General features: G+C 33.5%; 12 protein-coding genes and 1 tRNA gene. 4 read left to right on the top strand and 9 right to left on the bottom strand.

The annotated features are described in order from the left end of the window. Window positions 1–883 precede the first annotated feature (883 nt). Together IHO13_RS02080 and IHO13_RS02085 are read left to right on the top strand one after the other, a co-directional pair. On the top strand, window positions 884–1,369 hold the full coding sequence (locus tag IHO13_RS02080) for a hypothetical protein (protein WP_225538053.1): 486 nt from the start codon (window positions 884–886) through the stop codon (window positions 1,367–1,369). Window positions 1,370–2,312: 943 nt separating this feature from the next. Next, window positions 2,313–2,582 carry a hypothetical protein gene (locus tag IHO13_RS02085; RefSeq protein WP_225538054.1) on the top strand — a complete coding sequence of 90 codons (270 nt, stop codon included), beginning with the start codon at window positions 2,313–2,315 and terminating at the stop codon, window positions 2,580–2,582. Here IHO13_RS02085 and dapA read toward each other — a convergent pair. From dapA to IHO13_RS02130, 9 genes are all read right to left on the bottom strand, one after another. Next, entirely contained in the window at window positions 2,579–3,517 is a 939-nt protein-coding gene (gene dapA / locus IHO13_RS02090; protein ID WP_225538055.1) for a 4-hydroxy-tetrahydrodipicolinate synthase, read from the bottom strand. The two genes, IHO13_RS02085 and dapA, sit on opposite strands and share 4 nt — an antisense overlap. Window positions 3,518–3,835: 318 nt before the next feature. After that, the gene (gene ssb, locus IHO13_RS02095; protein ID WP_225536834.1) at window positions 3,836–4,318 is read right to left on the bottom strand and encodes a single-stranded DNA-binding protein; all 483 of its coding nucleotides are present in this window, start codon (window positions 4,316–4,318) and stop codon (window positions 3,836–3,838) included. Between the two features lie 61 nt (window positions 4,319–4,379). Then, window positions 4,380–4,453 (bottom strand) — tRNA-Arg (locus IHO13_RS02100). Window positions 4,454–4,465: 12 nt separating this feature from the next. After that, on the bottom strand, window positions 4,466–5,281 hold the full coding sequence (locus IHO13_RS02105; protein WP_225538063.1) for a hypothetical protein: 816 nt from the start codon (window positions 5,279–5,281) through the stop codon (window positions 4,466–4,468). Window positions 5,282–5,285: 4 nt separating this feature from the next. Next, window positions 5,286–5,894 (bottom strand): hypothetical protein, encoded by a 609-nt coding sequence (locus IHO13_RS02110; protein ID WP_255586069.1) that lies wholly within the window; start codon window positions 5,892–5,894, stop codon window positions 5,286–5,288. Window positions 5,895–5,898: 4 nt separating this feature from the next. Continuing rightward, window positions 5,899–7,338 carry a hypothetical protein gene (locus tag IHO13_RS02115; protein WP_225538057.1) on the bottom strand — a complete coding sequence of 480 codons (1,440 nt, stop codon included), beginning with the start codon at window positions 7,336–7,338 and terminating at the stop codon, window positions 5,899–5,901. 299 nt (window positions 7,339–7,637) lie between these two features. After that, the gene (locus tag IHO13_RS02120; protein WP_225538058.1) at window positions 7,638–8,858 is read right to left on the bottom strand and encodes a heme biosynthesis protein HemY; all 1,221 of its coding nucleotides are present in this window, start codon (window positions 8,856–8,858) and stop codon (window positions 7,638–7,640) included. Then, complete coding sequence (locus IHO13_RS02125) at window positions 8,855–9,586, bottom strand: hypothetical protein (RefSeq protein WP_225538059.1); 732 nt, start codon at window positions 9,584–9,586, stop codon at window positions 8,855–8,857. Before IHO13_RS02125 ends, IHO13_RS02120 begins: the two co-directional genes overlap by 4 nt. After that, window positions 9,579–10,808, bottom strand: a complete 1,230-nt coding sequence (locus IHO13_RS02130; protein WP_225538060.1) for a lipoprotein-releasing ABC transporter permease subunit — start codon at window positions 10,806–10,808, stop codon at window positions 9,579–9,581. The genes IHO13_RS02125 and IHO13_RS02130 overlap by 8 nt, the downstream gene beginning before the upstream one ends. An 897-nt stretch (window positions 10,809–11,705) precedes the next feature. On the opposite strand from IHO13_RS02130, the gene IHO13_RS02135 reads away from it, so the two are divergent. Together IHO13_RS02135 and xth are read left to right on the top strand one after the other, a co-directional pair. After that, window positions 11,706–12,413, top strand: coding sequence for a uroporphyrinogen-III synthase (locus tag IHO13_RS02135; protein WP_225538061.1), 708 nt, complete (start codon window positions 11,706–11,708; stop codon window positions 12,411–12,413). Next, window positions 12,413–13,195 (top strand): exodeoxyribonuclease III, encoded by a 783-nt coding sequence (gene xth / locus IHO13_RS02140; protein WP_225538062.1) that lies wholly within the window; start codon window positions 12,413–12,415, stop codon window positions 13,193–13,195. The genes IHO13_RS02135 and xth overlap by 1 nt, the downstream gene beginning before the upstream one ends. Window positions 13,196–13,277 lie beyond the last annotated feature (82 nt).

A 13,277-nucleotide genomic window follows, 5' to 3' on the forward strand; every position in this document is an offset into this window, starting at 1 on the left:
TTTATACTATATGCAATGTTTATTTAGAATGAATGTATGTTATTAAATTTGGGTAAATTATGTCTATTTTATCAATACTCTTGTTCATCAGTCTTTCTTTACTTAACAATTCAAATAAATTGATGATATGTGCTGCCCTAGTTACGGGAGCCGCTCTAGCTGTAAACTCAATGATTAAGTTCTACAGCAAGAGAGAAGCTATATACAGCTTAATAACATGCACAGTGTTATGTTGTGTTCTTAAATGGCAAAACCTCAGCCAAATAGTACTAATTTCATACACCGCAATTTTAGCATCCCTTTTTTCAAGTATCATTATTTTTGAAAAATTAAAGTCTAGGTTTGACTTTCATATAACAAATTTCATTGCTTTAATTATAGCATCAGTAGTTGACAGTACCGTTGTGTATGTTGGGTTACTACACAAATTCCCCGCAGGTAAATGCTTATCGATATACATTAGAGATTTAGCTTTCAAATTTTCTTATATATCAATATTGAGTACCTGCTTACTAGTAGCAACATATTTATTCCGTTGGGCAAAAAAGAAGCATATTAAGCTTTTCGCGTAATCTGTTTTCGTAACAGTAATGTCACATTTTTTCTCAAGCCACATTGCCAGCAAACGTTGGCTAAGCTTAAATTTGCTACAGCAGCTTCAAAATATGTCGACTTTATGTACAATATTAGCTTTAAACCAGTAAAATAGGTTTCAACACATGCGCTTTATTTGTTCTAACTATGTTCTTTTTTTGTCTTTATGTTGTCTTTCATTTTTTCTGTTACCTTCAATAGAAGCCAAAACAAACGATACGTCAGCAACAAAATTTGTCCTTACACCACAAAGGAAAAAAAGGTAATTGAGCAACTGAGTACCGATGTTATGAAACAAACAGCACAATCTAGGCAAATCATAGAAATGCAAAAAGAAGTCAACATTAACGAAAGCACTCCAATTCCAAACAGAAAAAAAAGTGTAGGTACAAAGCTGGAGGATGCAGTAAAGCCTAGAGAAACAGAGAATGAAATAAAAAGCAAAAAGAGTGTTAAGAGCAAAAAGAACAAGTTAGTTGTAGCAGAAATCATCAATTCTATAAGAGACAAGCTCACAAAACGCTGGAGTATTCCTGAAAGCGTAGCTTACAAAGAAAGTTTCAGTATAAAAATCAATCTATTGTTATCCAATCAAGGTGAAATAATTATGATTGATGTAACAAACAGTAGCTCCTACAAAAATAATCTACTTTTCAGGTCAATAGCAAATAGTGCAATGCGTGCAGCATATAAATGTAGCCCAATAACTGGCTTACCTGCCAAACATTACCACACTTGGCGTGAGGTGACACTAGACTTTATTCTAAATGGGTGAAATCTTATAAAAGACCGCTCACATGCAATCCAAGTAGCTCATAGAAATAGAACTAAAAAACTACTTGAAAAATTCTTTCAACTCCCTTTATAACAGCAAGGATGTTTCTGATTGAAAACTTGTTTTTAATCTCCAGGCTCAATGACAAAATTCAGTAAAAAACTCGGGATATTTTTCGACGGGTTGTATCAAATTATAGCGGCTGCATGTCCTTTTCTTTTCTACATTCAGCCAAATCACGTTTAAATTAAACGTCAGCAAATTATTATAACGCCAATTTAAAGTATTATAGAGTCAAAACTTGCCGCTCGGGGTTTCTTTTACCTTTATTTTCTCATCTGGTAAATTTAGTAACGTTTATAGCTAAAGCAATTTAAGAGCACGTGGCATTACAGAAGCACCAAAAATAATTGGCTTTTCTCTACTTCTTGCAAAAACCCTAAATTATAAAGTTGACATTGGTTGCAAAGTTATGTAATAATAAAGGATTACAATAACTTAGAGAAAAATTTATGCCTAATCAAAAAAAGTTTGCATAGTATACATTAATAGCCATAGGGTCTGCAGGACTTATAGCTGGTGTTGTAGTTTTCAAGTACTGTTCTAATTTATCGCCTTTGATTGTGGGGAAATAATTAGCTCTATACCTCTATTCAACAAAATATATGGTGATACGTACGATCAAAACATCTTTAGTAAGCTGTTTATGTGTGTTGTAGCATATGGTTGGTATCTCTTTTGGAATCGGAGTAGGCTTAGCTGCTCTTGGCCTTAAATCTCTCTTGGCTATAGCTGTCCTAGCTTCAACAGCATACAAAGTTATTATGTCACTTTTTAGTGCGATAACTGAACACTCTTCTCAATACCACCAGGTGACCCTGATCTAAGCAAAATAAAAGACTCTTTTTTTCACCAACGCACCTGGTAGCTGGGTTGTAGTAACGTGAAGGTTAACGGTGCAAATAATCGTAATCTTACAGATCACCGAGAAAGAAGAGAATGTGATAGCGAATGTACTGAAAGAAAGTGTCAAACATATGCCATCCGCAAAAAGCCTATTATAGTCACAGATGAGGATAAAGAGGATCGCACTGGCGAAGAACAGCAGCTTGTAAAAGGCTTAGAGGACTACTTCAAAAGAATAGAAAACTTGAAAACAAAAATTCCAGAGAACGTTGATGATGTTAATAAGTGCAGTTTTCCTAGCCACTAGTCAACTCTTTCCATCAAAGCATTCACTTTCCTCAATGTTTCAATGGAAGGCAAGTCTTCTATGCTGAGTGGTAGACGGACAGTTTTGTGCTCTATGAGCCCAATATCATGCATGAGTGCTTTAGTGGGTATGGGGTTACTGGCAATAAATAATGCTTTGCAGACTTGTTGCCAAATATTCGTCAAATTCTTTTTGCCATCTTCTGTCATTTGAGTAGTTGTTTTTTTCTTAGATTTCAACATCATGTGCTGGAATGGAAGTAGGCATTGTTTTACATATTTATACGCCACGCGTGGCCAAATATTGGAGGCAACAGAGACCAGGCCAGCTGCACCACAAGCAGCCATATCAGATATCATGTTATCATCTCCACAAAAAACTTCGATATTTGGCGCAACTTTCTTATATTCAATTAAAGTATCGGCAGTGCCACTTGAATCTTTAATAGTCCAAAATTTTTCATGGCTGGATAAGTTGCGTACAGTTTCAGCATGAAGATTTACTCCTGCTCTCGATGGAATGTTATAAAGCATAGCTGGTACATGTGCTATTTCAAGTAGCTTTTCAAACCATAAAGTCTGTCCCATGATTCCAGGCTTTGTATAAATTGGAGTTGTCATTAGATAACCATGAATATGCATATCCTTGCAAAAATCAAGCCACTTGAGAGCCTGATGTAAATTCACTCCCGGTACGCCAACCATAATTTTCGTGTTTAATTCCAGCTTACACACGAATTCAACTAATGCACGTTTTTCAGAATCGGTGAGTGATAGGCCCTCACCTGTGCTACCTAGCAACACTACGCCATTTCCAGCTTCAGCTTGCATTGTGAGTAAACGCTGCAAACTGCGATAATCTATACCATCTCCGCTATAATTAAAGGGGGTAACACAAGTAGTCCATAGAAATGTAGATAATAGATCTCTACTCATCTGTATTTTTCGAAAAAATATATTCCTTCAGCGGGATGACAAAATAGGGTAGATAAGGTAACATAAAAAGACAACCATAGAGTAAAAGTAAATTTATAACAAAGGATGTCATTCCAGTGTCTAGGCGCTGGAATCCAGCAAAGTTGATTGCAAACAAGTGCACTATACAGCATTTTAAATGAAGCTACAAAAAACTGGATTTCAGTGTCAGCTACTTGCATGACACCACTTTTGCTTCAATATTCATCGTGCCCTTGAATCGATACATAAAAGTTCCTTACCATAATGCAAGAGATCTAATAATTTCAATTGAAGTTATTAAAACGGTATTTCATCATCGATTAGCTCTTCTTTTATCTCACTATCAAAATTTTCATACTGATTTTTTTGCTCTGTTTCGTTTTGCTTGTATTCATTTGGCTTATAATCAGAGCTTGGTGCACTATTTCGTGAATCCAAGAGTGTAAAAACGCCACTAAAATTTTGTAGCAACACTTCTGTAATATATCTTTCACTACCATTTTGGTCAGTATATTTCCTAGTTCTCAAAGAGCCTTCAACGTAAACTTTACTGCCTTTGCGTGCAAAGTCCTTGATAACTTTTACTAATCCTTCACTAAACACTACAATACTATGCCACTCCGTCTTTTCGGAGCGTACACCGGAAAACTTATCAGCCCAACTTTCAGATGTGGCTATTGAAAAACTTGCCATCTCTTTTCCATTTTGCATAGTTCTAATTTCAGGATCCCTTCCTAAATTACCAATTAATATAACTTTGTTTACAGTACCACTAGACATAATTATGCTTTGAATAAACTTTTTATATTATCTTATGCGAAAATACTATTGTCAAATCTGATGCGCTTGGAGGGATTTGAACCCACGGCCTTTGCCTCCGGAGGGCAATGCTCTATCCAACTGAGCTACAAGCGCACGTATATTAAATTATCTAATAGACAAGCTATCTAAGTCAAATTTTTGGCCCGTATAGAGCGTGAACATAACGTTCCCATCACCTAAATATACATTCTGAGAATTATTCGCTCGCTTTTTTATCAATTTTTGATCTATAGTCCATACAAAAGTTACATAGTTTTCAGTTACTGAATGAACTTTTAAATCCTTAGCATTAGAAAACAGCCTTCCATTCACCCATATTCTCCATGTATCGGAAGAAGAGTATAAAATCGAATCTAAACTTACCACCTTACAATTAAAATTATCTAATATCCTTTCTTCTACAGCTCCCGAAGACTGCAAGTGAAATTTTTCCATTTCACTGACTATCTTACTAGTCGAGTCCTCATCAAAAAAAATGCTTTTCATATCATTGTATTGTGATAGGACGTCGAAGTCACTCTCCACTGCTTCCTTTATTATATCATCCTGGTCAGTATAATTTGTTTTTCGATCGTTTATAAAGAAACATTCTTTTGCACGCAAATTTGCTATGTTAATAAAATCATCGACTTCTTGATTGCCAACTTTGAAAATGCTCTCGAAATATTTTTTTTCCATCATTACCCCATGCTTAGAGTGATGACAAACCATTTTATCATTATCTTGTTTTTCTATGTGTACACATAAACCCTTGCTACTTAACCCTAGTATTCTGTGCTCGATAAAACCTTCATCACCAATATATTGCCGACAAGTATATTCTTTACAAGTTTCTATATTTTCTATAATATCTTTACAGTTGCAATACACATTAACACTGAAAAACAGTGGAGTAAAAATAAAAAACAGCTTTATCTTTATCATCTTATCTATTTGGTATAGTGTACCAGTCAAAGACCATATTAGCTCTCACTATCTCTATCATATTACCATTCAAAATCTGATTCATAGTTACAGCATCAATATTTCTCTCTTTATTCAGAACAAGAGATTTGATCGTAACATAACCAGGCAGATTTGGAATAGACTGTAAAAATAGGAAAATATGCTTATCGCTAATTGAACTGAAGTTTAGGGTAACTTCACTTTTTATCACTTTTGTATGTTCATTTTCACTGTGTAATTTAACTTCTTCAGGTATGGAAATTGATATTTCAGGTTCTAGTATGTAGTATTTTTTATATAGCTTGCCAAGCTCGAAATTTAAATTTGCAATGTATCTGCTGCTGTGTAAACTTGAAGAAGAAATTCTTTTCCACAAATCTAGGTTTTTATTTAAAACAACTTCCTTTTTTTGGACTTCAGTGATTTGTAAATTTATAGAACGTATCTCATCAATGGCATTTTGGCTTTTACTATGGACTTTTTTACTATAAATAACAACGCAAGTTAACATCCCTATTAACCCAACAGATAATAAAAAATAAAACACAAGTTGAATTGCAACTCTTTTTTTTAACTGGAAGATAGTCATTAGCTTACATAGCCTCTCCTATTTTAACATCAATAGATATATTTTGCTTTTTAGTGGCAGGTAAACTAGAAATATCAATGTCATAGGTGCGAAAATTGTTGTTTAATTTTTTTTGTAGCTCCTTGTATTGATGAGAAATATCTTTGCCAGACTGAAAGTCAAACCTTAAAACTGTAGTAATATAATTTTCTGCCTCATTATAATTCCACTCAAATGATTGAAGTTCTACACCCGGTACTTTTAATTTTTCTACATACTTCACTTGTACAAGAGGAGAATATTCCATCTTAGATAAAATGTTATTGATGTTAATAAAATTATAGACTTCACTTATTTTTTTTACATTATAGTTTTGGCTGAGTTTCATTAATTGATTATCTAAGGCTCCCTTCTTTGCTGATAAATTACTAGCAACGTTAAGATTCGAGTGTAAATTTAACAAATCAAGGATATTGATTACAATTAAAATTGAAGCAAAGTATAGAAAAATTCGAGGAGAGTGCAAATAAAGGTAGTTTAATAGATAAAATTCTTTAGTTTCCTTTGTATTGAAAACAACTGCCGGTTTATTCTTAAAACTGTGAAATAGAATTATGGTGTCGCAAAAACTGTCTTTCTCACTTACAGCTAATTCCAACCCTAGCGACTTGCCCAGCTCATATGGAGTTAATATGCTTACGCTATTCTCCGGAAAACTTATGACTGATAAACTAGTCTTAATATCTTCTGGTACCACCATGCAAAGGTCGATAAGGTCATTTTTCTTGAGGCCAAACTTAGTTAAAGACCAAATAGTATTTCGCACTTCCTGATATATTCCGCCCGCAATAATTCCTGGTAGATTGTCCTTAGTAAACGGCACTAAACGCGTAAATACCATTTTATTCTCTTTAAAAACCACTTGTCTATAGCCTCCAGTTTTGGTTGCAACAACTATGATCTTCCAATTATCATGGTCCTTATGAAAGATCTTTTTTGCCATATTATTTATTTCTATAGGAAACATTAATACTCCCTTAAAGTTAGAACCTATCTCTATAAACACATCTAGCCAGTATTCCACTAAATGTTTTGCTTTTGACGAAACAAGAAGATAATACCAGTTTTGGTTAAATTTATTTGGTTTCTCAACCAAATAAACTGAGCTTATATCGTTATTGCGAGCAAAATGCTCCACCTTTGCTTTTGCTGATAGGTAGGCACTAATCCTATTTACTTTTGGAATGGAGTATAGCAAGTAATTCTGATCTGCATGATTGAGCACTAGATATAAAGGTGCTTTTTTATCCGATGAAAGGCATAAGCTTAGATCAGATACTGCTTTATCATTTTTGTCCTTAATAAAATATCTTTTATTTAAAGTGTTATTTTTGAAATATAGTAATATTATACCTCCTTCTCCAACAGAAAGCATGAACCTACTTTTGGATTTTAAACTAAACATATTAACAGAGTGTATACTTATCCATAATTAAAAAAGCAATTTATTGAAATTTATTAAACGTTATAGGGAAACATTGTTATAAATTTCTACAACAACATTATTTATATTATAATTTATCGATAAGTTTAGTACTAATATTAACTCACTTATATAACGAAATTAAGAAAATTTATTTTACAATTTTGATTGACATAAATCATTAACCTGATTATGATTAATATAGTATTAATATGTGAGGTAAAAAAATGGTACCTGTGCAGCTAAGCAGTGCGAGAAATGATAGCTATGTATATAAGCTACTATTGAACATAATACACACAATTAAAGCTATTACAACTTGAACACTTGTAATCCCACTGCTTTAGCTGTTTACTACAGTTTTTACATTTCCAACTTGGATCAGGTAAAGCTTCTGAGTCTATCTTGCTTAGTAAGTAAACTGCCTCGTCGTATTCTTGCAGTTTAATTTTAAGCCGTGTCATAATAAGGTAGACTGATATGTAATTAGCTTTTTTCATAGCAATGTCTAGATGTTGATTTGCAAGGTCATATTTGCCTAAGCTCATTGAAGACAAAGCAAGTAAACAATAACTAAAATAATAATCAGGACGCAAGCTGTATAGTCTTTCAGCACCTTTACTGTTTAAACTGATGTAAGTTTTTGCTGATTCAGGAGTAGGATTTACTATATACTCTGCCTCTAGTACTGCAGAAGCTTTTCTGATTTTTCCAAGTTTAATATATAATTTCGCCTTTAAATAATTAATGGGCTGAAAAGTTGCGCAATGATTTTGCGCTCTAAATAAAGACTTTATAGCTTCCTTATAACTCCCTTTACTTTCATATTGCTTTGCTAAAGCACAATAAAAAACTGCTAGCATTTTTTTGCAATCAAAAGGAAGGAAAATATTAAACTTCTCAGCTTCCTTTAACTTCAAAATTGCGTTAACCCAATCTTCTTGCAATATGCAATGCTCTATTTGAAATGGAATAGACAGAATTCTATCATCAACTGAGCTTGAGCAATACTCTATGAACTTTTGAAAGATTGCTCCCTCTTGTTTGAGGTGGACAACCAGTTTACTGACCAGAAGTAGAGCTAAGTTGCGATTTTTACTTGCAATGCTTGTTAAACCGTTGCTGAAGAAGTTGTAATTTCCCATCTTACCTGAGTTAAAGAGTTTTATTAAAGACAACTTATCACTTTCCTCATTTAGATTTTTAACTAGCTTGTGAGCATTCTCTGTATTGCCCAGGTCCATGCTAAAAAGAGCTTCAAAAAGAAGCAATTCTTCTTTATCCTTTTTTCTATTTCTTATGTTGGCAAATGTTGATGAAATGGAAGAATAAAGGCGTGCAAGTACAATTAATAAAAACAATAAAAATACACAAGCAAAAATAATGAAATATAGATCAACACTTATAGTGTAACTACCTAATTCTAATCTCATTACTTCACCGCCCACTTTGATCCATATGCCAAATAAGAAAGAGAGAGCGAAAACTATGAAGTAAATCATGAGATATATTGTAATAAGTGATGATATATTATTGAAATATTCTTAGAAGCTACAATAAAACCATTCAATTTATTGAGCCATGGTTTAAATTCTGAATGTGTTAAATTGCCTATTATAATAGCTATGCTCTGCCAATCATTATCGTTTATCGACTCCTCAATTTCTGCCAACTTTGCTCTCAGTGGATCGTTTTTATCTTTTACCTTTATCAAGTTGGAAATGATTCTTTTAAAGAATGTACTCCTATTATAGTCAATAACAGCAATGGTCCTTTCAAAAGATAATTTCAACTCATGTAAAGTATTTATCTCTTTTAAATTTTCCAATTCACTCACTGCATTCTCTATCTCTGGGTCGTCAAGTTCCGATATTAAAGGCTTTATTGAATTTATATGATTATCAAATCTTGCTTCTTGCAATAACGAATTCTTCATTTTAGCCACAAATAGCAGCAATTTTGCAAGGTTCTTATACCCTGAACTACCATCACCTTGCTCACATTGAGTGTGCAAGTTTCTCTTTAGTTCAAACATCTTCTTTTCTATTCTAGATTGATTAACCTCGAGCAACATCTTGAGCTCATCTATGTTTTCCATCAAAACCTTTATATTGTCCTCGCTTTCTTTCTGATTTATTTTTAAAAATACTATGTTATTTATTGTAATATAACTGATGAGTAATAACACAATTAAGAACCAGCCTATGCATTTTTGCTGGGTATCATTCATACCGTAGTATCTCCGCAGGATCTTGCGCAGCTGCTTGTAATGCAGGAGCAATTGTTGCTAAAAATGATAGAAATAATGCAAGTGCAGAAATATTTACTACGTCTTTGGGAACTAATATCACTGGCAAACTTGAAAAAAAGTATATCATAGGATCAAACAATTTAACGTTAGTGATGTTTTCTAAAAACATTCTAATATTTTCAATGTTGAGGGAAAAAACAACACCTATAATACAGCCAAGACAAGTTCCTATAAAACCAATCAGTAGCCCACAAGTGCAAAATATGCGTATAATGCTTCCACTTGTTGCACCAAATGTACGCATGATTGCAATTGCAGATTTCTTTTCTTGCACTATCATCATTAAGCTTGAAACAATATTGAATGCTGCCACAATTATAATCAAAGTGAGAATTAAAAACATCACATTTCTTTCAGCCTTTAAAGCATAAAAATAGTGGCTTTGTTGTAATTGCCAACTTTCAGCTTCCATTCCTGTTTCTTTTTCTATAGCGTTCGCTAGCTCATTAGCCTTAGTAATGTCATCTACAAATACTTCTATATTTCTTATACTATCTTTATAATTAAAAAAAGCCTGTGCTGATTTTATGGGCATATACATTAAAGTATTGTCATACTCAAACATACCCATATCAAATATTGCAACAACCTCATATTCTTTCATTCTCGGCATCTCATCAAACAATGCATCAAATCCTTCCGGTGATATAAGCACAATTTTATTGCCACAGTCAATGTTCAAAGCTTCTGCTAATCGTGCCCCTATTATCACCCCTTCATCGAATTTTCTTACATTACCCGCAATTATATTATTTGTAACAGTAGTATTATTAAATAAGTCTTTAACTGATACGCCTCGCACTACGCCACTTGTAATTTTACCATTTGCTGCAATGATAACTTGGTCATTGGTCATAGAAGTTGCTTTCAATACACTTGGAATCTTCTCAATAGATTTTGATACTGCATGATAATCTGAACTTATGTTTCTATTGAAATAAACATTAATGTGGCCATCAATGCCAAGTATTGAGTCAAGCAACTTTGCTCTGAATCCATTCATTACAGACATCACCACTATTAGCGTTGCAACTCCAAGAGCAATGCCAATAATAGAAAATAAAGTCATGATAGAGCAAAACCTGGCATTTTTTGCTTGCAAATAGCGAACAGCCATAATAATTTCAAAGGCAATGGACATTACAAAATATTTTGAAGTTAAACATTATACTCCTGAGATTTCATATAATTGTAAACTTTTCTTTACTTAAAAACTAGAGATTTTCATTTCTTGAAATTTAAAATGCTCATAGAGTACTCTAGATCCTGCTAACAAGACTACAGTAGTTATAAAAAGTTCACTGAAAAAAGGCAAAAGAAAACCTGGTCAATATCTATTTTAAGAACTTAGCGTAATGCCTTATACGCTTGGCAAGTAGCTGACCTTGGAGTTATAAATACCCATAATGTCATTATCGGGGGAATTTCAAAACTTGTTAAGCAATTTTTTTGTGAAAAAAAAATGAGATCAGTTAATTTTTAACTAATTAAAAAAAAGATAAAGAAAACCCATGATATGAGTTGTTTACTGTCTTCTCAAAAATTTGGCGTCCGGTTCTTTCTTTATACCGCTTAGTAAGCAAGGCTCAGCTAATGTGACAAAAATTTATAAAGACATGTAGTGCCCATGCTACAAAAACAAAACATAACACGCCTTGTTTTATACTGTGCTTTTGTCACTTAACACAGAGATTAAAGATAAATTTTAAGCTTAAAACACCCATAGTACTATGATAGGGGGATGGAGGAATTTGTTAAATAGTTTTTTCGCATATGCCAAGGATGGTTTGATGTATGAGTTGACAAGAAAAGTTGTATTTAGGCAGATAGTATTCTACTTTAGGTATATAATCTCATAATTTCTCCTTTGATGGTATTTTTCCTCACACTTTATCACACCATCACACCCTGGGACTGTACATCTTAAGACTTCAGTGGAGTCCAGAATTGGTGATAAGAAATATAACCTGCTTAAAAATTTTTATTCAGTAATTTTTTTATAAAGGTATTATTTTTACCTGTAGTAAAGTAGATTAGAATGAAGTCTATCTTGTTGACTAGGCCTTTATCAGACTCACTGGATACGAGAAGTGCGCTGAGGAAATATGGGTATAAAGTATACATAGAGCCAGTATTCACAATAAAATATCTGCAGCCTGATATATCTGCGTATGAATTTGATGTGGTGATATCCACAAGTAAAAACAGCGTGAAGGCATTTAGCCAAACATGCAGAGTAGATGACCTTTCAATCATTACAGTTGGTAGCTCAACGATGCAAGCTGCAAAGGATTTAGGGTTCTCTGATATCATATCAGCAGACAGTAATGTTGAGGGTCTGATATCATTTATAAAAAATCACTACTCAATAGCAGTAAAGTTCCTATATATCAGGGGGCAGGAAATATCATGCGATTTGAAAAAAAGGTTATCTGAAGAAGGTTTTAACGTAAGAGAAGTTATACTCTACAAGACAATTATTAAAAGAAATCTAACTCACAGGTGCAAAAATTTGTTATCAGGTAGTAAAATCAGTAGTGTTGCTTTTTTTTCTTCACAAACAGCAAGAATATTCTGTTCTTTAGTTTCGAAAAGTGGCCTATCTCATGCAATGAGCGATATAGTTGCATGTGCTATGAGTAAGAATATTGCTGATAGTTTAAAGTCAATCAAATGGAAAAAAGTTATAACGTCGAGGCTACCTACTAAAGAGAGTTTAATTGATATAATTAATAAGGACTGCTGATGCTAAAAATTGCCACTTGGAATGTCAACTCTATACGCAAAAGAGTTGAGCAGCTCTGTAGTTTCATAATTGATAGTCAGATAGATATAATTCTGCTGCAAGAAATAAAGTGTACAGAAGAGCAATTTCCTTATGAGGAAATAGAGAAGTTCGAGTATGAATGCGTTGTCTATGGACAAGTTGCAAGAAATGGTGTTTGCGTTTTATCTAAACATCCAATACTAGAGAAATTTAAAATTGACATTGTAGAAGACTATCAAGAAGCGCGTCATATAGAGTGCACAGTAAAGTACAATAATCAGAAGATAAGAGTAGGAAGCGTATACGTTCCAAACGGTCAAAGTCCAGGTTCTCACGCATTTGCCTACAAACTCAAGTTTCTTGATAACCTACACGAAAGAATGGGCTATTTGTTGAAGAATGAGGAGCTAACTATTATAGCTGGCGACTACAATGTTGCACCGAATGAAATTGACGTTTTTGACCCAATTTTATTGAATGGTCAAGTGTGTTTTCATATAAAAGAACGCGAGAAATTAAGGGCAATCCTGAATCTTGGGTTTAAAGACGCATTTAGAACATCCAACCCAAATTTACAACAGTTTACTTGGTGGCACTATCAAGGCAATTCACTAAGAGATAATCAAGGAATGCGAATAGATCATATGCTGCTATCACCGCAAGCTATTGATAGGTTGGAAACGTGTTATATAGATAGCAGGTTGCGCAAGTTGGAAAACCCATCCGACCATACACCTGTTGTGTGTGTTATGAATCCCTAAGTTGAAGAAAAAAACTCGGCTGCACAATAGATTTCTCGCATAACAAACTTTTGACAGAGCATTGGTATTCAATAGAAACGAA

It is taken from the genome of Wolbachia endosymbiont of Mansonella perstans (assembly GCF_020278605.1).
Lineage (GTDB): Bacteria > Pseudomonadota > Alphaproteobacteria > Rickettsiales > Anaplasmataceae > Wolbachia.

Bases quoted from the DNA above. Each gene is read 5' to 3' on its own strand.
- IHO13_RS02125 (WP_225538059.1), bottom strand. From the start codon at position 9,586: ATGAATGATACCCAGCAAAAATGCATAGGCTGGTTCTTAATTGTGTTA.
- IHO13_RS02135 (WP_225538061.1), top strand. From the start codon at position 11,706: ATGAAGTCTATCTTGTTGACTAGGCCTTTATCAGACTCACTGGATACG.
- IHO13_RS02080 (WP_225538053.1), top strand. From the start codon at position 884: ATGAAACAAACAGCACAATCTAGGCAAATCATAGAAATGCAAAAAGAA.
- IHO13_RS02120 (WP_225538058.1), bottom strand. From the start codon at position 8,858: ATGATTTACTTCATAGTTTTCGCTCTCTCTTTCTTATTTGGCATATGG.
- IHO13_RS02115 (WP_225538057.1), bottom strand. From the start codon at position 7,338: ATGTTTAGTTTAAAATCCAAAAGTAGGTTCATGCTTTCTGTTGGAGAA.
- IHO13_RS02110 (WP_255586069.1), bottom strand. From the start codon at position 5,894: ATGACTATCTTCCAGTTAAAAAAAAGAGTTGCAATTCAACTTGTGTTT.
- xth (WP_225538062.1), top strand. From the start codon at position 12,413: ATGCTAAAAATTGCCACTTGGAATGTCAACTCTATACGCAAAAGAGTT.
- IHO13_RS02130 (WP_225538060.1), bottom strand. From the start codon at position 10,808: ATGTCCATTGCCTTTGAAATTATTATGGCTGTTCGCTATTTGCAAGCA.
- ssb (WP_225536834.1), bottom strand. From the start codon at position 4,318: ATGTCTAGTGGTACTGTAAACAAAGTTATATTAATTGGTAATTTAGGA.
- dapA (WP_225538055.1), bottom strand. From the start codon at position 3,517: ATGAGTAGAGATCTATTATCTACATTTCTATGGACTACTTGTGTTACC.